The following is an 18818-nucleotide window of genomic DNA, read 5'->3' on the forward strand; positions in this document are numbered from 1 at the left end:
GGGCGCGCCCCGAAGGGGCGCGGGGAACTGCGCGACCAGCCCCCACCGGCCGCAAGCCGAAACACGACTGAGGGACCGCACCTCGAAAGGTGCGGCCCCTCAGTTCAAGAGCTACTGCTCAGTGATCAGCTCTGGCCGCCGGCCAGCTTCTCACGCAGGGCAGCGAGCGCCTCGTCGGACGCCAGCGCGCCAGACGTGTCCGCACCCTCGGAGGAGTACGAACCGCCGCCGCCACCGGAGGCGACCGGAGCCGCACCCGGGGTGTCGACACCCTCGGCCGCAGCCTGGGCGTCGGCCTCGCGGGACTTGATGACCTGCGCCTGGTGCTGCTCGAAGCGCTGCTGCGCCTCGGCGTACTGGTGCTCCCACGCCTCCCGCTGGGTCTCGTAGCCCTCGAGCCAGTCGTTGGTCTCGGGGTCGAAGCCCTCGGGGTAGATGTAGTTGCCCTGGTCGTCGTACGACGCGGCCATGCCGTAGAGCGTCGGGTCGAACTCGACCGAGGCCGGGTCGGCACCGAAGGACTCGTTGGCCTGCTTCAGGGACAGCGAGATCCGGCGACGCTCGAGGTCGATGTCGATGACCTTGACGAAGATCTCGTCGTTGACCTGGACGACCTGCTCCGGGATCTCCACGTGGCGCTCGGCCAGCTCGGAGATGTGCACCAGACCCTCGATGCCCTCGTCCACGCGGACGAACGCACCGAACGGAACCAGCTTCGTGACCTTTCCGGGCACGACCTGGCCGATCTGGTGGGTGCGGGCGAACTGCTGCCACGGGTCTTCCTGGGTCGCCTTCAGCGACAGGGAGACACGCTCGCGGTCCATGTCCACGTCGAGGACCTCGACGGTGACTTCCTGGCCGACCTCGACAACCTCGGAGGGGTGGTCGATGTGCTTCCAGGACAGCTCGGAGACGTGGACCAGACCGTCGACGCCACCAAGGTCCACGAAGGCACCGAAGTTGACGATCGAGGAGACCACGCCGGAGCGGACCTGACCCTTCTGGAGGGTCGTGAGGAAGGTCTGGCGGACCTCGGACTGGGTCTGCTCCAGCCAGGCACGGCGGGACAGGACCACGTTGTTGCGGTTCTTGTCCAGCTCGATGATCTTGGCCTCGAGCTCCTTGCCCACGTAGGGCTGGAGGTCGCGGACACGGCGCATCTCGACGAGAGAAGCCGGCAGGAAGCCACGGAGGCCGATGTCGAGGATGAGTCCACCCTTGACGACCTCGATGACGGTACCGGTGACGATCCCGTCCTCTTCCTTGATCTTCTCGATCGTGCCCCAGGCACGCTCGTACTGAGCGCGCTTCTTGGACAGGATGAGGCGGCCTTCCTTGTCCTCCTTCTGGAGGACCAGGGCCTCGATCTCATCGCCGACGGCGACGACCTCGTTCGGGTCGACGTCGTGCTTGATGGAGAGTTCGCGGCTCGGGATAACGCCTTCGGTCTTGTAACCGATGTCGAGCAGGACCTCGTCCCGGTCGACCTTCACGATGACGCCGTCGACGATGTCGCCGTCGTTGAAGTACTTGATCGTCTCGTCGATCGCGGCGAGGAAGGCTTCCTCGTTACCGATGTCGTTGACCGCTACCTGCGGGGTGGTGGCGGTGGTCTCGGTGCTGCTCGTCATGTGGGAAAGGGCTCCGGTACGGACATTGAAGTCGTAGGTACTGCTTACGCCGGGAGCCCGTTTCGCTTCGCTCTGTAGAAGGCCGGACAGCCAAGGAAGCGCCGATCCGGAACACCGAAGTGTCCAGTGGCGCCTCGAAAACCGAGGGGTCATACATACAGATGCGAGCGCAACCTGCTACGTCTGAGGTGCGCAGGCCCGCAGCGCAACTTGTAGCATACGGGGGCAGCCAGGCAGGGTCAATGCGCGAAGGCGCACACCCGGGGCGGATCGCCGCATACCCGGCACAAAACGTGTCCCGCGAGGCCACGCAGGCCTGACGCACCCCTTCAGTGACGCCGCCGGGGACAGCCGCACCGTAGAGGTGACGGAAGAGTACGACGAGGGAGCCGATCATCCAAGAGCCCGATACGTTCGAACCGGAAGCCACCCGGCGTGACGCCGACGTCACCGAGAGTTCCCGGGCCAACCGGGGCTGGTGGGACCGGAACGCGGACGACTACCAGGTCGAACACGGCACGTTCCTCGGCGACGACCGGTTCGTGTGGGGCCCTGAGGGCCTCGACGAGGTGGAGGCGGAGCTGCTCGGCCCGCCCGAGGAGCTGAAGGGCAAGGACGTCCTGGAGATCGGCGCCGGCGCGGCCCAGTGCTCGCGCTGGCTGCTCGCCCAGGGCGCCCGTCCGGTGGCCCTGGACCTCTCCCACCGCCAGCTCCAGCACGCGCTGCGGATCGGCGGATCGTTCCCTCTGGTGTGTGCCGACGCGGGCGCGCTGCCCTTCGCGGACAACTCCTTCGACCTGGCCTGCTCGGCGTACGGGGCGATGCCGTTCGTCGCCGACCCGGTGCAGGTGCTGCGCGAGGTGCGCCGGGTGCTGCGGCCGGGCGGCCGGTTCGTCTTCTCGACCACGCACCCGATCCGCTGGGCGTTCCCGGACGAGCCGGGCCCCGAGGGACTGACGGTCGCGTCCTCGTACTTCGACCGCACTCCGTACGTCGAGCAGGACGACGACGGCCGCGCGGTGTACGTGGAACACCACCGGACGATCGGCGACCGCGTCCGGGACATCGTGGCGGCGGACCTGCGCCTGGTGGACCTGGTCGAGCCGGAATGGCCCTCCTGGAACACCTCCGAGTGGGGCGGCTGGTCGCCCCTGCGCGGCAACCTGATCCCGGGCACGACGATCTTCGTGTGCGAACGCGACCGCGAGCGGGACTGAGGGAACGCGGGCACGCGCGCGTAGAGGCCGTTCCGGAAGCCGTACGACACTGGGTGCGTGATCCGCTACGACGCCCTCGACGCGCTGCCCGTCCGCAGTGCCCTGCCCGGTCTTGACGCCGCCCTGGAGGCGGGCGGTGCGGCCGTGCTCGTCGCGCCGCCCGGCACCGGCAAGACGACGCTGGTGCCGCTCGCGCTGGCCGGGCTGCTCGGCGAGGGACCCGCGCGGCGGGTGGTCGTCGCCGAGCCGCGCCGGATCGCGGCGCGGGCGGCGGCCCGGCGCATGGCGTGGCTGCTCGGCGAGAAGGTCGGGGAGAGCATCGGGTACACCGTGCGCGGGGAGCGGGTCGTGGGACGGCACGCACGCGTGGAGGTCGTCACGACCGGTGTGCTGCTCCAACGTCTTCAACGGGACCAGGAGTTGACGGGCGTCGACGCCGTGATCCTGGACGAGTGCCATGAACGGCATCTGGACGCGGACACCGTGGCGGCCTTCCTGGTCGACGTACGGGAGGCGCTGCGGCCCGAGTTGCGGCTGGTCGCGGCGTCGGCGACCACCGACGCACAGGGCTGGGCCCGGCTGTTGGGCGGGGCGCCGGTGGTCGAGGCGGAGGGCGTCGCGTACCCGGTGGAGGTCGTGTGGACGCCTCCGGCACGTCCGGTCCGGCCGCCGCACGGGATGCGCGTGGACCCGGCGCTGCTCACGCACGTGGCGTCGACGGTACGGCGGGCGCTGGGCGAGCGGGACGGGGACGTGCTGTGTTTCCTGCCCGGGGTCGGGGAGATCGCGCGCGTCGCCGGGCAGCTGGGCGCCCTGGGTGACATCGACGTGCTCCAGGTACACGGGCGGGCACCGGCCGCCGTACAGGACGCGGTGCTGTCCCCCGGGGTACGGCGGCGGGTGGTGCTGGCGACGTCCGTGGCGGAGTCGTCGCTGACGGTTCCCGGTGTACAGGTGGTCGTCGACTCCGGGTTGGCGCGGGAGCCGCGGGTCGATCACGCGCGCGGGCTGAGCGCGTTGGCGACGGTACGGGCCTCGCAGGCGGCCGGGCGGCAACGGGCGGGGCGGGCCGGGCGGGAGGCGCCGGGGGCGGTGTACCGGTGCTGGGCGGAGGCCGAGGACGCGCGTCTGCCGCGGTTTCCGTCGCCGGAGATCAAAGTGGCCGACCTGACGGCGTTCGCCCTTCAGACGGCGTGCTGGGGTGACCCTGAGGCGTCCGGGCTGGCGTTGCTCGATGCGCCGCCCTCCGGGGGTATGGCGGCGGCGCGGGGTGTCCTGGCGGCGGTGGGCGCGGTCGGCCCCGACGGGCGGGCCACGTCCCGGGGTGTGCAGTTGGCTCGGCTGGGGTTGCATCCCCGGCTGGGGCGGGCATTGCTCGACACGGGGGTGGCGGGCGCCGAGGTTGTCGCCCTGCTCAGTGAGGAGGCTCCGCGGGACTACGGCGATGATCTCGCCGGTGCGTTGCGGCTTGCCCGGCGTGGGGGTGACGCCTATGCCGGGCGGTGGCGTGCGGAGGTTCGGCGGCTGCGGGCCCTGGGAGGGGAGATTTCCCACCCACCCACCCGTTACAGCCCCCTACAAGTGAACGTCACAAGCGATGACGCCCTCGTCGGACTCGTCGCCGCCCTCGCCTACCCCGAACGTGTCGCCAGAGCCGACGGCGGTTCCTATCTCCTCGTCTCCGGTACCCGTGCCGAGGTCGGTGAAGGCAGTGCCCTGCGCGGCGCCCCCTGGATCGCTGTCGCCGTGGCCGACCGGCCGATCGGCAAAGGGCACGCGCGCGTGCAGCTGGGGGCCGTTGTCGACGAGGATGTCGCCCGGTTCGCGGCCGGAGCGCTGCTCAGTGAGGCGGACGAGGTCCACTGGGCCGACGGCGACGTGGTGGCCCGGCGCGTCGAGCGCCTCGGGGCGGTCGAGTTGGCGGTGCGGCCGCTCCGTGACGCCGACCGCGTTGCCGTACGGGATGCGCTTGTTGAAGGGCTGCGGCAGGAAGGGTTCGGGTTGCTGCGGTGGTCCCCCGATGCCCAAGTGCTGCGGCAGCGGCTTGCGTTCCTTCATCTGCATGTCGGCGAGCCCTGGCCCGATGTGTCCGACGACGCGCTGCACGCGCGTGTGGACGAGTGGTTGGAGCCGGAGTTGGGGCGGGCGCGGCGGCGGGGTGATCTGGGGCGGATCGAGGCGGGGCAGGGGCTGCGGCGGCTGTTGCCGTGGGCCTCGGGGGATGCGGGGCGGTTGGACGAGTTGGCTCCGGAGCGGTTCGCCGTGCCGAGCGGGTCCAAGGTTCGGATCGACTACGCCAACCCTGAACAGCCCGTGCTCGCCGTGAAGTTGCAGGAGATGTTCGGACTTCACGAGTCGCCGACTGTCGCCGGGGTGCCCGTGCTCGTACATCTCCTCTCCCCCGCCGGGCGGCCCGCCGCCGTCACCGCCGATCTCGCTTCCTTCTGGAAGGACGGTTACAAGGGCGTGCGGGCCGAGTTGCGGGGGCGGTATCCGAAGCATCCGTGGCCCGAGGACCCGGCGACCGCCGAGGCCACGCGGTTCACGAACGCGCGGCTCAGGCGGTGACCGGTTCCGGTTCCTGGACCTCGGTGGGGGCGGGGTCTCCGGGGCGCCTGCTGCGGGCCTCCAGGTAGAGGGAGAGCGCCAGCAGGAGGAGGCCGAGGGTCAGGAAGCCCCAGGGGAGGTAGGAGACCATCAGCAGGACGAGGGTGCGGTTGGACTTCACCAGGGCGACGGTGTGCTTGATGTAGTCCTCGCGCATCTTCACGTCGCCCGCGAACGCCGTCACTTTGTCCCGGCCGCCCAGGAGGGTGCCGCCGCGCAGCTCCTCCTTGTGGAGCTCCTCGCCGTAGACCGGTGCTCCGGTGACGGGTTCCACCCAGAACTTGCGGACCGTGGTGTACCAGCGGGTGGTGCCGGTCTTGGCGACGGACTCCGGGGTGATGCCCTTGACGGGCATCGTCTTCGGGAAGGGGACCTTGGTCCAGGGGATGGTCTGCTCGAAGTAGTAGACCTTGACGCCGCGGAAGTTCTGGGTGCCCTTGTAGTGGATGGGGTTGGTGGTGCGGGTCTGCGCGTCGAAGTACTCGTAGTCCCGTTTCTGGGTCAGGAACGGCCACTTGAACTCGATGCCGTCCCGTTTCACCGGGTCGCCGTCGACCATCTCGCCGGTGGCGTGGACGGGGTCCTGGGTGTGCGCGTCGAAGATGTAGCGCTCGGGGATCGAGGAGACCATCTTGCCGTCGGGGCCCTGGACGTAGGACAGGCCGTCCCAGACGACGACGTCCCGGCCCGCCGTCTTGTCGATCTTCTTCGCGGCCTCCACGTTGCCCTTGAGGGTCTGCACGATGGTGACCTTGGGGACCGTCTTGGCCTGCATGGTGCCGTAGTCGAGGAGGGTGGCGTTCTTCGCCTCCAGGACCATGTCCTGGTACTGGTTCGCCGGGATCTTGGCCAGGCGCGGGAAGGCGTACCAGCGCAGCAGCGGGGACAGCGCCGTGAAGAACACGGCGAGGGCGAGCAGGATCAGGCTGGCCCTGCGGCGCATCTCGGCCTCCTTCCCTAGCGGTTAAACGCTTGCGTAAAGGCTTGCGTAAAGGCTTGCGCAAACGTTTACGGGTGCGCGGGTACCGTCGTCAGCAGCGGTTTCGGGGAGGTCTTCCCCATCGGTGAGCCCATCGCGGTGACGGTCAGGACCAGCGCGAACGCGAGCACGAGACCGGTCGCGGCGGCGATCAGGGCACGCATGCCGGCCTCCCGACAGACAGAAACCGATGGGTCCAGGAACTGATAGGTCGTCAGGTCCGGCACCGTAGCAACGCACGGGCGAGATGAGAACACGTTGCACACGCACGAGGCGTGGAGGGGGTGTGGACACGACTTGGGCGCCCGCCCGCCGTAGCGGAGGGGCGCCCTTGTCGTGCGGTCGTGCTGCCGGACTAAGCGCTCGGCGAGGGCGACGGGCTCGGGCTGGCCGAGGAGGTGTCGGTCGCCGCGGCCACGGTGAGTTCGACCGTGAGGGTCGCACCGCCCGTGGTGGTGATCTGGAGCAGGAAGGTGCCGGTGGTGTCGTCGGCGTACAGCTTCGGCAGCTTCAGGAGGCCGTCGGCGTCGGTCGCCAGACCGGTGAGGGTGCGTACGGTCTTGCCGTCCGCGTCCTTGAAGTAGGGGCCCTTGTCGTTCTCGGTCGTGTCGTCGGCGGCCTTGATGAGGGTCGCGGTGGCGGCGACCTTGTCGGCGACGGCACCGTTCTCCGTGGCCTTCACCTCGACCTGGTCGGCGAACTCGCCGCCCGGGGTGCAGGTCAGCGCGGTGGTGCTGGTGCGGACGAGGGTGTCGGCGACGCGGGGCGTCACGCTTGCCGTGTAGTCGAGACCGGCGATCGTACGGCCGACGACGGTGGCGCGAACGGTGAAGTCACCGGTCGTCTCGCCCGCTTGGAGGGCGGGGGCGACGGCCACGCCGGAGGCGCTGGTGACGACCGTGGCGACCTTCTCGCCGCCGGTGAACGTGGCGTCCGTGGTCCCGACGATCGTGAACCGGATCCGGACCTTGGCGACGGCCTTGCCGGCCGAGGTCTGGGCGGTGGTGCTGATCTTCTTGCTGAACTGGGCGCCCGCCGTCGCGGTCAGCTTCGCCGTGCCCGCGTCCGCCAGCTTGGCCACCGTGTCGGTGGGGGTCGGCGTCGGAGTCGGCGTGGGGGTGGGCGTCGGGGTCGGAGTGGCCGGCGTGGTGGGGGTGGTGCTCGGCGTCGAGGTGGTCGGAGTCGACGGCGTGGCCGAAGGCGTGTGATTGGCCCCGGAGTTGTCGTCGCTGCGGCCGGAGGGCACAGTGCCCGTGCCGTCCGGGACCGAGTGGGTGCCCTTGCGGTAGAACTCCAGCCAGGACAGGACCGTGTTCAGGTAGTCCGTCGAGTTGTTGTAGCTGAGGATCGCGCTGCGCAGGCCCGAGTCGGTCGCCAGGTTCCAGTCGTTGCGGCACAGGTAGTGGCCGGCGGCGAGCGCGGCGTCGTAGACGTTGTTCGGGTCCTTGACTCCGTCGCCGTTGCCGTCACGGCCCGCCCAGGCCCAGGTGGACGGGATGAACTGCATGGGTCCGACGGCCTGGTCGTACGCGCTGTTGCCGTCGTACTTGCCGTTGTCGGTGTCCTTGATGAGCGCGAAGCCGTTGCCGTCGAGCGTGGGGCCCAGGATCTTCGAGGTCGTGGTGCCGTCGGCGTCGACCTGGCCGCCGCGGGCCTGGCCCGACTCGACCTTGCCGATGGCGGCGAGGAGTTGCCAGGGCAGGTTGCAGCCGGGCTTGGAGGTGGCGAGTTCGGCCTCGGCCTTCTTGTAGGCGTCGAGAACGGTCGCGGGGATGCCGGCCTCGGCCGCGCCCACCGAGACCGGGGTCCCTATGGACGGCGACTGGCTGCCGCTCGGGCTCGGGACGGGGCTGCTCAGGGGCGGGAGGTCCGTGTAGTACGGCGAGTCTCCGGTGGCGCTGTTGTGGTCGGTGCTCCCGTCGGGCGTCGCCTGGCCGGTGGCGATGGGTCTGTCGCTGCCGGTCACCGCCGGAGCCTGGGACGCGGACAGTGCCGCGACCGCTGCCGCGGCCACCGCTGTCGTCGCCGCACCCTTGCGCAGCCGCCTGCCGAAATGCGCCGTCATGGAGTGAACCCCTCCCAGGGACGCCCGAGCGCCCGTCCTTGTCTGTTGCCTCTGCGCCTGTTGTGACGATCGACCCGCGTCACAGGTTGCCCTCGTGGTGCTTTTCGGATGTTCTGTACGCTTGCTCCGTACTCCGTTCCGCCACGCGCTCCCCCGCGCGGCAACCCAGGCGACCCTACGACAACTTGCTTTGCACGGGCACCCGTTCGCGCCCGTTATTCACCGCTTGGCCATATGCCGATGTCTCCTACGGGGAGCCCTGTTGCCGTTCACTTTGAGTCATGCCGCCGCCGTACTGCCCGCCGTGCGCGGCGACGGAAGGGGGCGCGGCGGGCTGGTGCCGGCGGTGCTGGTGGCGGGTTCCTTCGCGCCCGACATGACGTACTACGCGGCGAGTGCGGTCCCCGGGGCGATGGAGTTCGGGAACGTCACGCACTCCATCGCGGGCGTCTTCACGGTCGACGTCCCCATCACCTGGACGACGGTCTGCCTGTGGCTGCTGCTGCGCGAACCCCTGGTGGCCCTGCTCCCGCGCGCCCGACAGCCCCGGACGGCGACCCTCCTGCGCTGCGGCACCCCACGCGCGCGTGCGACCCCGTCACTGGCCGCCCGCTGGTACGCGTCCGCGGTGCTCGGCGGGCTGACCCACGTGGTGTGGGACGCGTTCACCCACCACGACCGGTGGGGCGTACGCCTGTTCCCCGTCCTGGACCGCGAAGTGGGCGGCAGGCCGCTGTTCTCGTCCCTGCAGTACGGCAGTTCACTGTTCGGCGCGCTGGTGATCACCGCGTTCGTGATCCGTGCGCTACGACGGATTCCGGCCTCCGAGCCGGTGGGGGTGCCCGTGCTGTCGGTACGGGACCGGTGGGCGGCCGGGGTCGTCCTGGCCGGCTGTGCGCTGGTGGCGGCCGTGGAGCGGGCGTCCCACTGGTGGGCGTACTGGGGCTCGACGGCAAGCCTCTGGGACCTGATCCCGACCCTGTGCTTCGGGGCGGGCGCCGGGCTGGTGCTGGGCGTCCTGCTGTACGCCGTAGGCGTCCGCGTGTGGCGTCCGGCGGGCCCCGGCGCCCCCGGCGAGGTCAGTGCGGAGCGGAGCCGTCCGGCGGGGTCGCGATGAACACCGTCATGGTGTGCGCGGAGCGTGACTTCGGAAGCCGGGTGAGGACCAGGTCGAGGTAGCTGCGGCCCAGGTCCGCCCACAGGCGCCAGACGGGGGTGCCGCTGGGGGTGATGGCCGGCCCCTGGGGGTGTCTGGCTTGTTCTCGGGGGTCTACGTCCGTGTCGTCCCGGAACGTGAGGCGGCGCCGGAGGTCCGCGGCCGTGTGATGCAGGGCCATGGCGAGGTCGGCGGGGATGCGGGCGGTGCTTGCGCCGGCCGCGAGGGCCGGGACCGGCGGGCGGGGCGTGACCTGGGCGGCAGCGGCGTCCGCTACCTGTATCCGTGTCCGCGCCCGGCCCGACCGGCGATGGAGCATGCGTATACCCATGCCCGCATCCTTACGGTCGCCGGGGGCGGGGGGCGTCTTCGCGGGGGCCACGCGGGTGACGGGCCCTCCGGGGGTTGGCCGGAGGTTGTGCGGGGAGTTTCCGTGGCCGAGGTGTCTGTGCCGGTCGGCGTGGGAGGCGGTGCCTTGCGGGCGGCTCGGGAGGGGCGGGGGCGTTTCGGCTGACGGGGTTGGTGCGGTGCCCTGCGGGCGGCTCGGGAAGGGCGGAGGCTGGTCTCATGTGCCGGGGTCGGTGCGTTGCCCTGCGGGCAGCCCAGGAAGGGCAGGGGTGGGTGTGTGCCGAGCGGGTTGGGATGCGGTGGGGGTGCGCGGGCGGCCCGGGCGGGTGGGGGTGTGCGCCGACTGGGGCAGGGAAGCGGTGCGTTGCCCTTCGGGCGGCCTGGGAGGGTGCGGATGGGTTCGGCACCGCCGGGATGGGTTGTGGTGGGTGCTGCGCCGTTGCGGCGGAATTTTCGTGCGGGCCGGCTCTAAAAGCTGGGGGGGGTGGGCCCCGTTGGAAACGAACCTCCGCCGCTCACCACCCCAGCCGTAGACCTACGCCCGCTACCACCCCGGCCGCAACTCTCCGCCCCCCCACCTGACAACTCACCCCCACGCAACTCCCCCTCCGCCCAACCGCCGGAGGCTAATGCGCAGCCGACTCCCAGTCCGGCCCCACGCCCACCGAGACGTCCAACGGCGCCCGGAGATGTACCGCGCCGGCCATCTCGTGCCGGACGAGTTCTTCCGTCGCCGCCCGTTCCCCAGGAGCGATCTCCAGGACGATTTCGTCGTGGACCTGGAGGAGCATGCGGGACTTGAGGTCGGCCTCGCGGAGGGCGGTGTCGACCTTGAGCATGGCCATCTTGACGATGTCCGCCGCGGTGCCCTGGATCGGGGCGTTGAGCGCCATCCGCTCGGCGGCCTCGCGTCGTTGGCGGTTGTCGCTGTTGAGGTCGGGGAGGTAGCGCCGGCGCCCGAAGAGCGTCGCCGTGTAGCCCGTCGCGCGTGCCTCGTCGACCGCTCGGCGCAGATAGTCCCGTACGCCGCCGAAGCGCTCGAAGTAGGTGTCCATGAGGACCCGTGCCTCGCCCGCGTCGATGTTCAGCTGCTGGGAGAGGCCGAACGCCGACAGACCGTAGGCGAGGCCGTACGACATCGCCTTGATCTTGCGGCGCATCTCCGCGTCCACCGCGGAACCCTCGACGGAGAACACCTGGGAGGCGACCGTGGTGTGCAGGTCCTCGCCCGAGGTGAAGGCCTCCAACAGGCCCTCGTCCTCGGAGAGATGGGCCATCACGCGGAGTTCGATCTGGCTGTAGTCCGCGGTCATGAGGGACTCGAAGCCCTCGCCCACCACGAAGCCCCGGCGGATCGCCCTGCCCTCGTCCGTGCGGACCGGGATGTTCTGCAGGTTCGGGTCCGTCGAGGAGAGGCGGCCGGTCGCCGCCACCGTCTGGTTGAACGTGGTGTGGATGCGGCCGTCCGTCGCGATCGTCTTGATCAGGCCCTCGACGGTGACGCGCAGCTTCGCCTGTTCGCGGTGGCGGAGCATGATGACCGGCAGTTCGTTCTCCGTCTGGTTGGCCAGCCAGGCCAGGGCGTCCGCGTCGGTCGTGTAGCCGGTCTTCGTCTTCTTGGTCTTGGGCAGGCCGAGTTCGCCGAAGAGGACTTCCTGGAGCTGCTTGGGCGAGCCGAGGTTGAACTCGTGCCCGGCCGCCGCGTGCGCCTCCTTCACCGCCTGCTGCACGGCGCCGGCGAACATCTGCTCCATGGCCTCGAGATGGGCCTTGTCGGCCGCGATGCCGTACCGCTCCAGGCGGGCGAGGAGGATCGAGGTGGGCAGTTCCATGTCGCGGAGCAGGTCTGCCGCGCCGACCTCCTGGAGGCGCTCCCCGAAGGCGTCGCCCAGGTCGAGGATCGCGCGGGCCTGCACCATCAGGGCGTCCGCCTCGGCGCCGTCGTCCGCGCCGAAGGCCAGCTGGCCGTCGGCCGTGGCGGCGGGGGCCAGCTCGCGGCCGAGGTACTCCAGGGACAGCGCGTCCAGGTCGAAGGAGCGGCGGCCGGGCTTGACCAGGTAGGCGGCGAGCGCGGTGTCCATGGAGATGCCGGCGATGGTCCAGCCGTGCTCGGCGAAGACTCGCATCGCGCCCTTGGCGTTGTGGAACACCTTGGGGCGGTCGGCGTCGGCCAGCCAGGTCGCGAACGCGTTCTCGTCGCTCTCGTCCAGCTCGGCGGGGTCGAACCAGGCGGCCGCTCCCCCGGCGGTGGCGAGCGCGACCTCGGTCACCGAACCGGAGCCGAGCGCCCAGGTGTCGACGGTGGCGACGCCGAGGGGCTCGGTGCCGTAGTCGGCCAGCCAGCCGGTCAGTTCGCCGGTGCCGAGGACCGAGCCGTCGACCGCCACTCCGCTCTCGGCGGGCGGTGCCGCGTCGGCCTCCTCGTTGCCCGGGTCGACGGCCAGCAGTCGCTCGCGGAGCGAGGGGTTGCGGATCTCCAGGGTGTCGAGAACCATCGCGAGGGCCGTGCGGTCGTAGGGAGCGCGCTCCAGGTCGACGACCGTCTTGGGCAGTTCGACGTCCTTGACCATCTCCGTCAGGCGGCGGTTGAGCTTGACCGCGTCCAGGTGGTCGCGGAGGTTCTGCCCGGCCTTGCCCTTGACCTCGTCGACGCGCTCGACCAACTCGGCGAACGAACCGAACTGGTTGATCCACTTCGCGGCGGTCTTCTCGCCGACGCCGGGGATGCCGGGGAGGTTGTCGGACGGATCGCCGCGCAGGGCCGCGAAGTCGGGGTACTGGGCGGGCGTCAACCCGTACTTCTCGACGACCTTCTCCGGAGTGAACCGGGTCAGCTCGGAGACGCCCTTCGTCGGGTAGAGCACGGTGGTGTGCTCGGACACGAGCTGGAAGGAGTCGCGGTCGCCGGTGACGATCAGCACGTCGAAGCCCTCGGCCTCGGCCTGGGTGGCGAGCGTGGCGATGACGTCGTCGGCCTCGAAGCCGTCGACCGCGAAGCGGGAGACGTGCATCGTGTCGAGGAGCTCGCCGATCAGCTCGACCTGGCCCTTGAACTCGTCCGGGGTCTTGGAGCGGTTCGCCTTGTACTCGGTGAACTCCTCGGAGCGCCAGGTCTTGCGGGACACGTCGAAGGCCACCGCGAAGTGCGTGGGCGCCTCGTCGCGCAGGGTGTTGGCCAGCATCGACGCGAAGCCGTAGATGGCGTTCGTCGGCTGGCCCGTCGCGGTCGTGAAGTTCTCCGCGGGCAGCGCGAAGAACGCGCGGTAGGCCAGCGAGTGCCCGTCCATCAGCATCAGCCGTGGACGGTCTCCGCCGGAGGTCTTGTCGGTCTTCTTCGATGCTGTCTCTGCCACGACCCCGATCCTGCCACGCCCCACTGACAGTCGGGGTCACGGTGGCCGCGTCGGACGGCGCGGCCGGGATGAACGGCGGCCGCGGAAGCGGTGGCCGGAGTCTTCACCGCGACGGCGGGAGCGGCCGGCTCGGCGCGACCCGCACAACCGTTCCCCGCGCAGCGAGGAGCCGCACAAGCCCACCCCGTCCCGCCTCGCACCTCGCGCACGGGCCGAAACCATTGAGCCCACGAACCGACCTCGGCGTTGTCGGTGGCGCGTGCGAGGATCAGAGATGTAGTGCACACGTGCCAGCGAAGGAGGGCCCGCGATGGCCACGAAGCCGCCCAAGGGCGATCCGGTCCAGGACGCGCCGCAGGTCTCCGAGCCGAAGCATGCCGCGGCCGGACTTCCGGCGATCGGGCACACGCTGCGCATCGCCCAGCAGCAGATGGGTGTGAAGCGCACCGCGCTGACGCTGCTGCGGGTCAATCAGAAGGACGGCTTCGACTGTCCGGGCTGCGCCTGGCCCGAGCCGGACCACCGGCACGCGGCGGAGTTCTGTGAGAACGGCGCGAAGGCGGTCGCCGAGGAGGCCACTCTGCGCCGGGTCACCCCCGAGTTCTTCGCCGCGCATCCGGTGAGCGATCTCGCGACGCGCAGCGGGTACTGGCTGGGGCAGCAGGGGCGGCTGACGCACCCTATGTATCTCCCCGAAGGGGCGGACCGGTACGAACCGGTCACCTGGGAGCGTGCCTTCGACATCGTCGCGGAGGAGATCGCCGCCCTCGGCTCCCCGGACGAGGCCCTCTTCTACACCTCGGGCCGGACCAGCAACGAGGCCGCGTTCCTGTACCAGCTGTTCGCGCGGGAGCTGGGCACCAACAACCTCCCGGACTGCTCGAACATGTGCCACGAGTCGTCGGGTTCGGCACTGAACGAGACGATCGGCATCGGCAAGGGCAGCGTGCTCCTGGAGGACATGTACCAGGCCGACCTGATCGTGGTCGCCGGCCAGAACCCGGGCACCAACCACCCGCGCATGCTCTCCGCCCTGGAGAAGGCCAAGGCCAACGGCGCGAAGATCATCAGCGTCAATCCGCTGCCCGAGGCGGGCCTGGAGAAGTTCAAGAACCCGCAGACCCCCCAGGGCATGCTCAAGGGCGCCGCCCTCACCGACCTGTTCCTGCAGATCCGCATCGGCGGCGACCAGGCCCTCTTCCGCCTCCTGAACAAGCTCATCCTCGAGACCGAGGGTGCCGTGGACCAGACCTTCGTCGACGAACACACCCACGGCTACGAGGAGTTCGCCGCCACCGCGCGGGACGCCGACTGGGACGAGACGCTCCTGGCGACCGGGCTGACCCGCCCGGAGATCGAGAAGGCCCTGGAGATGGTCCTCGCCTCCGAGCGCACCATCGTGTGCTGGGCGATGGGCCTCACCCAGCACAAGCACGCGGTGCCGACCATCCGCGAGGTCGTCAACTTCCTTCTGCTGCGCGGCAACATCGGCCGCCCCGGCGCGGGCGTGTGCCCCGTGCGCGGCCACAGCAACGTGCAGGGCGACCGCACGATGGGCATCTTCGAGCGCCCCGCACCCGCCTTCCTGGACGCTCTGGAGAAGGAGTTCGGCTTCGCCCCGCCGCGGGAGCACGGCTACGACGTCGTCGCCGCGATCCGCGCCCTGCGCGACGGCGACGCGAAGGTGTTCTTCGCGATGGGCGGCAACTTCGTGTCGGCCTCCCCCGACACCGAGGTCACCGAGGCGGCCATGCGGCGCGCCAGTCTCACCGTGCACGTGTCGACGAAGCTCAACCGCTCGCACGCCGTCACGGGCGCGCGTGCCCTCATCCTGCCCACCCTGGGACGCACCGAGCGCGATCTCCAGGGCGGCGGCGAGCAGTTCGTGACCGTCGAGGACTCCATGGGCATGGTGCACGCCTCACGCGGCCGCCTGGAGCCCGCGAGCAAGGACCTGCTGTCCGAGCCGGCCATCGTGTGCCGCCTCGCCCGCCGCGTCCTGGGCGAGGAGTCCCGCACGCCCTGGGAGGAGTTCGAGAAGGACTACGCGACGATCCGCGACCGCATCGCGCGCGTGATCCCCGGCTTCACCGACTTCAACGCGCGCGTGGCCCACCCCGGCGGCTTCGCCCTCCCGCACGCCCCGCGCGACGAGCGCCGCTTCCCGACCGCCACCGGCAAGGCCAACTTCACCGCCGCGCCCGTCGAGTACCCCGAACTGCCCGAGGGCCGCCTGCTGTTGCAGACACTGCGCTCGCACGACCAGTACAACACCACGATCTACGGCCTCGACGACCGCTACCGGGGCATCAAGAACGGCCGCCGGGTCGTCATGGTCCACCCCGAGGACGCCGACCGGCTGGGGATCGCCGACGGGTCGTACGTCGACCTGGTCGGCGAGTGGAAGGACGGCGTGGAGCGGCGGGCGCCCGGCTTCCGGGTCGTGCACTATCCGACCGCGCGGGGCTGCGCAGCCGCCTACTACCCCGAGACCAACGTCCTGGTCCCCCTGGACGCCACCGCCGACACCAGCAACACCCCGGCCAGCAAGTCCGTCGTCGTACGTCTGGAACAATCGGCGACCGACTGAGCGTTTGCTCAGCCGTCAGTCAGGTGCACCAGCCAGGCGTAGGACGAACGGAGTCGGCCCCATGGGCGAGCAGCAGCACGGGAAGTTCCCGCAGGACGTCATCGACGAGTACGCGGCCCTCGGCATCGATCTGGTCGCCCTGTTCTCCGCGGGGCACCTCGGCACCCGGATGGGCGTGGAGATCGTCGAGGCATCCGCCGAGCGCGTCGTCGGCACCATGCCGGTCGAGGGCAACACCCAGCCCTACGGCCTGCTGCACGGCGGCGCCTCCGCCGTGCTCGCCGAGACCCTCGGCTCGCTCGGGTCGATGCTGCACGGCGGCAGCACGAAGATCGCCGTCGGCGTCGACCTGAACTGCACCCACCACCGCGGCGCCCGCTCCGGCCTGGTCACCGGCGTCGCCACCCCCGTGCACCGGGGCCGCTCGACGGCGACGTACGAGATCGTGATCAGTGACGAGGACGGGCGGCGGGTGTGCACCGCGCGGCTCACCTGCATGCTGCGGGACGTGAAGCCCGGCGACGGGATTCCCGCGAGCGCCACGAGCTGATCCCGGTTTCCCGCGAGCCGATCCCGGGCACGCCACCGGCTGATCCAGGACGCGGGTCACGCCCCGTCTTTCGCCACCCCCGTCCGCTCCCCTACCGTTCCCCCATGAGGCTGCCGGCATGAGCGGTATCGGGCCCGTCGAATCCGTCGACTCCCCGGAGCTGGACGGGAGTTACGACGTCATCGGCGGCGACGCGCCCCGCCTGACGGACCGCTGGCACGCCCTGCCGCCACGAGCCCGCAGGGCCGCACTCGCGGCGGGCGCGGTCGCCGTCGTGGCCGCCGGAGCGGTCCTCCTGCCACCCCACCCGCGGGCCGACCCGGCCCCGCCCGTGCCCTGGCCCGCGAACGTCACCGAATGGCGCTACGTCGGACTCGCCCAGACCACCGACTCCCCCACCACGACCGGCTACTTCCGCTTCGCGGTCACCGTGGACGGCGGACCCCCCGTCGCCGTGCGGGTCATCGGCGCCGCGTTCGACGGACTCACCGCCCAGGCCGTCCCGGAACCTTCCTTCACCGTGCGCGTCGGCGCGACCCGCCGCATCACGGTCCAGATATCGGTTTCCGACTGTTCGGGACTGCCCCTGAATGCGGACCTGGCCTTTCTGGACGTAACGCTGCGTAACACGCGCGCAATACAACACCATAGTTTCATCTTCGGCAGCAACTACTCCAAGGACCTCTCCCAGCTCCTCCACAGGGCCTGCGACACGACAAAGGCCAGGCCAGGCCCACGGCCAAGCGGAAGTGCAGGTTCTCAAAATGTGGACCTAAGCTGAATTCCGCCAAACCGGCCGAGACCCACCCTCCACGAAGCCCACCAACCTGCACGTCATAACAAGAAAGTCACAAGCCAGCGCACGACGATGCCCCTGCCTACAGACCGGGCTTAGAGTCACGGCCAGTCACCGCTCCATCGGGAGTTGGGTACCAGCGCAGCACCTTGCCGCTCCAAACGGGGGCGACTGTGCCTGCGGAAAGGACTGATTGTGCGACAGCGTTCTTTGGTGATACTGACCTCCGTCCTCACGACTGGAGCTCTGACCCTCACCGCGTGCGGCTCCCGGGACAGCGGCAGCAAGAGCGACAGCAGCTCGACCACCCTGACCATCGGTGTCGACGCCCCGCTGTCCGGTGAGAACTCCACCACCGGTCTCGGCATCCAGTACGGCGTCCAGATCGCCGTCGACGACGCCAACAAAAACAACTGGGTCCCCGGCGTCAAGTTCAAGATCAAGGCCCTGGACGACAAGGCGCAGCCCGCCACCGGCCAGTCCAACGCGACCGCCTTCACCGGCCAGAAGGACGTCGTCGGCGCCGTCGGCCCGCTGAACTCCGGCGTCGCCCAGTCGATGCAGCAGGTGTTCGCCTCGGCCAACATGGTCGAGATCTCCCCCTCGAACACCAACCCCGCCCTGACCCAGGGCAAGGACTGGGCGACCAGCAAGACGCGGCCGTACAAGACGTACTTCCGCACCGCCACCACCGACGCCCTCCAGGGTGCGTTCGCCGCCGACTACGCGTACAACGGCCTCAAGAAGAAGAAGGCCTTCGTCGTCGACGACAAGCAGACCTACGGCGCCGGCCTGGCCGGGATCTTCAACAGCGCCTTCAAGAAGCTCGGCGGCTCCATCGCGGGCACCGACCACGTCAACACCGGCGACACCGACTTCAGCTCGCTCGTCACCAAGATCAAGAACTCCGGCGCCGACCTGCTCTACTACGGTGGCCAGTACGACGAGTCGGAGAAGATCACCAAGCAGCTCAAGGGCGCCGGCGTCAAGATCCCGCTGTTCGGCGGTGACGGCATGTTCGCCACCACCTACATCCAGACCGCCGGCAAGGCCGCCGAAGGCGACCTCGCCACCTCCGTCGGCGTCCCCGCCGACACCCTGCCCGCCGCCAAGCAGTTCATCGCGACCTACAAGGCCAAGGGCTACAAGGGTGACTACGGCGCCTACGGTGCCTACGCCTACGACGCCGCCACCGCCATCATCAAGGCAGTGAAGGCCGTCAAGGACGCCAACGGCGACAAGCTGCCCGCCAGCAACGACCTCCGCTCCAAGGTCGTCGACGCCGTACAGAAGTCGGACTTCGAAGGCATCTCCGGCAAGGTCGCCTTCGACGAGTACGGCGACACCACGAACAAGCAGCTCACCGTCTACCAGGTCGCCAACGGCGCCTGGAAGGCCGTGAAGACCGGCACGTTCAACGGCAGCTGACCTCAACAGCTCCAGCACCACCGCACCACGGGCCGCGCGGAAGGAGGATCCCGACCGCGCGGCCCGTTGTCACACCCCCCCACCCCCAGGCACGCGAT

General features: G+C 70.1%; 13 protein-coding genes. 7 read left to right on the plus strand and 6 right to left on the minus strand.

Annotation, left to right across the window (positions count from 1 at the left end; all coding sequences use genetic code 11):
• Positions 1–125 precede the first annotated feature (125 nt).
• On the minus strand, positions 126–1631 hold the full coding sequence (rpsA, locus tag OO70_RS23860; RefSeq protein ID WP_043675120.1) for a 30S ribosomal protein S1: 1506 nt from the start codon (positions 1629–1631) through the stop codon (positions 126–128).
• A 395-nt stretch (positions 1632–2026) separates the two neighbouring features.
• Between rpsA and OO70_RS23865 the strand changes: the two genes are divergently transcribed.
• Both OO70_RS23865 and hrpB read left to right on the plus strand, forming a co-directional pair.
• The gene (locus tag OO70_RS23865) at positions 2027–2848 is read left to right on the plus strand and encodes a class I SAM-dependent methyltransferase (protein WP_043675122.1); all 822 of its coding nucleotides are present in this window, start codon (positions 2027–2029) and stop codon (positions 2846–2848) included.
• A gap of 57 nt (positions 2849–2905) precedes the next feature.
• Positions 2906–5416, plus strand: coding sequence for an ATP-dependent helicase HrpB (gene hrpB, locus OO70_RS23870; protein ID WP_043675125.1), 2511 nt, complete (start codon positions 2906–2908; stop codon positions 5414–5416).
• Here the strand turns inward: hrpB and OO70_RS23875 are convergent.
• The 3 genes from OO70_RS23875 to OO70_RS23880 all read right to left on the minus strand — a co-directional run bounded on the left by OO70_RS23875 (position 5406) and on the right by OO70_RS23880 (position 8499).
• Complete coding sequence (locus OO70_RS23875; protein WP_043675128.1) at positions 5406–6398, minus strand: DUF3068 domain-containing protein; 993 nt, start codon at positions 6396–6398, stop codon at positions 5406–5408. The two genes, hrpB and OO70_RS23875, sit on opposite strands and share 11 nt — an antisense overlap.
• A 65-nt stretch (positions 6399–6463) precedes the next feature.
• Entirely contained in the window at positions 6464–6598 is a 135-nt protein-coding gene (locus OO70_RS53880) for an SPW_0924 family protein (RefSeq protein WP_106971750.1), read from the minus strand.
• A gap of 191 nt (positions 6599–6789) precedes the next feature.
• Entirely contained in the window at positions 6790–8499 is a 1710-nt protein-coding gene (locus tag OO70_RS23880; RefSeq protein ID WP_043675131.1) for a lytic transglycosylase domain-containing protein, read from the minus strand.
• 262 nt (positions 8500–8761) lie between these two features.
• Between OO70_RS23880 and OO70_RS23885 the strand changes: the two genes are divergently transcribed.
• Positions 8762–9616: a DUF4184 family protein gene (locus OO70_RS23885; RefSeq protein ID WP_043675134.1), complete on the plus strand. Its 855-nt coding sequence runs from the start codon at positions 8762–8764 to the stop codon at positions 9614–9616.
• Here OO70_RS23885 and OO70_RS23890 read toward each other — a convergent pair.
• Both OO70_RS23890 and polA read right to left on the minus strand, forming a co-directional pair.
• Positions 9579–9986: a hypothetical protein gene (locus tag OO70_RS23890; protein ID WP_051741542.1), complete on the minus strand. Its 408-nt coding sequence runs from the start codon at positions 9984–9986 to the stop codon at positions 9579–9581. The genes OO70_RS23885 and OO70_RS23890 overlap by 38 nt on opposite strands.
• A gap of 643 nt (positions 9987–10629) precedes the next feature.
• Positions 10630–13356 (minus strand): DNA polymerase I, encoded by a 2727-nt coding sequence (gene polA / locus OO70_RS23895; protein ID WP_043675137.1) that lies wholly within the window; start codon positions 13354–13356, stop codon positions 10630–10632.
• 310 nt (positions 13357–13666) lie between these two features.
• Here polA and OO70_RS23900 point away from each other — a divergent pair, with 310 nt between their 5' ends.
• The 4 genes from OO70_RS23900 to OO70_RS23915 all read left to right on the plus strand — a co-directional run bounded on the left by OO70_RS23900 (position 13667) and on the right by OO70_RS23915 (position 18720).
• Complete coding sequence (locus tag OO70_RS23900; protein WP_043675140.1) at positions 13667–15946, plus strand: FdhF/YdeP family oxidoreductase; 2280 nt, start codon at positions 13667–13669, stop codon at positions 15944–15946.
• Positions 15947–16007: 61 nt separating this feature from the next.
• Positions 16008–16496 carry a PaaI family thioesterase gene (locus OO70_RS23905; RefSeq protein WP_043675143.1) on the plus strand — a complete coding sequence of 163 codons (489 nt, stop codon included), beginning with the start codon at positions 16008–16010 and terminating at the stop codon, positions 16494–16496.
• Positions 16497–16614: 118 nt separating this feature from the next.
• Complete coding sequence (locus OO70_RS23910; protein ID WP_043675146.1) at positions 16615–17277, plus strand: hypothetical protein; 663 nt, start codon at positions 16615–16617, stop codon at positions 17275–17277.
• A 225-nt stretch (positions 17278–17502) separates the two neighbouring features.
• On the plus strand, positions 17503–18720 hold the full coding sequence (locus OO70_RS23915; RefSeq protein ID WP_043675149.1) for a branched-chain amino acid ABC transporter substrate-binding protein: 1218 nt from the start codon (positions 17503–17505) through the stop codon (positions 18718–18720).
• The last annotated feature ends 98 nt before the right edge of the window (positions 18721–18818 follow it).

The sequence above is a fragment of the Streptomyces xylophagus genome (assembly GCF_000716435.1).
GTDB lineage: Bacteria > Actinomycetota > Actinomycetes > Streptomycetales > Streptomycetaceae > Streptomyces > Streptomyces xylophagus.

Excerpts from the sequence above, each read along its gene's own strand:
- rpsA (WP_043675120.1), bottom strand. The coding sequence starts at position 1,631 with ATGACGAGCAGCACCGAGACCACCGCCACCACCCCGCAGGTAGCGGTC.
- OO70_RS23875 (WP_043675128.1), bottom strand. The coding sequence starts at position 6,398 with ATGCGCCGCAGGGCCAGCCTGATCCTGCTCGCCCTCGCCGTGTTCTTC.
- OO70_RS53880 (WP_106971750.1), bottom strand. The coding sequence starts at position 6,598 with ATGCGTGCCCTGATCGCCGCCGCGACCGGTCTCGTGCTCGCGTTCGCG.
- OO70_RS23880 (WP_043675131.1), bottom strand. The coding sequence starts at position 8,499 with ATGACGGCGCATTTCGGCAGGCGGCTGCGCAAGGGTGCGGCGACGACA.
- OO70_RS23890 (WP_051741542.1), bottom strand. The coding sequence starts at position 9,986 with ATGGGTATACGCATGCTCCATCGCCGGTCGGGCCGGGCGCGGACACGG.
- OO70_RS23900 (WP_043675140.1), top strand. The coding sequence starts at position 13,667 with ATGGCCACGAAGCCGCCCAAGGGCGATCCGGTCCAGGACGCGCCGCAG.
- OO70_RS23905 (WP_043675143.1), top strand. The coding sequence starts at position 16,008 with ATGGGCGAGCAGCAGCACGGGAAGTTCCCGCAGGACGTCATCGACGAG.
- OO70_RS23910 (WP_043675146.1), top strand. The coding sequence starts at position 16,615 with ATGAGCGGTATCGGGCCCGTCGAATCCGTCGACTCCCCGGAGCTGGAC.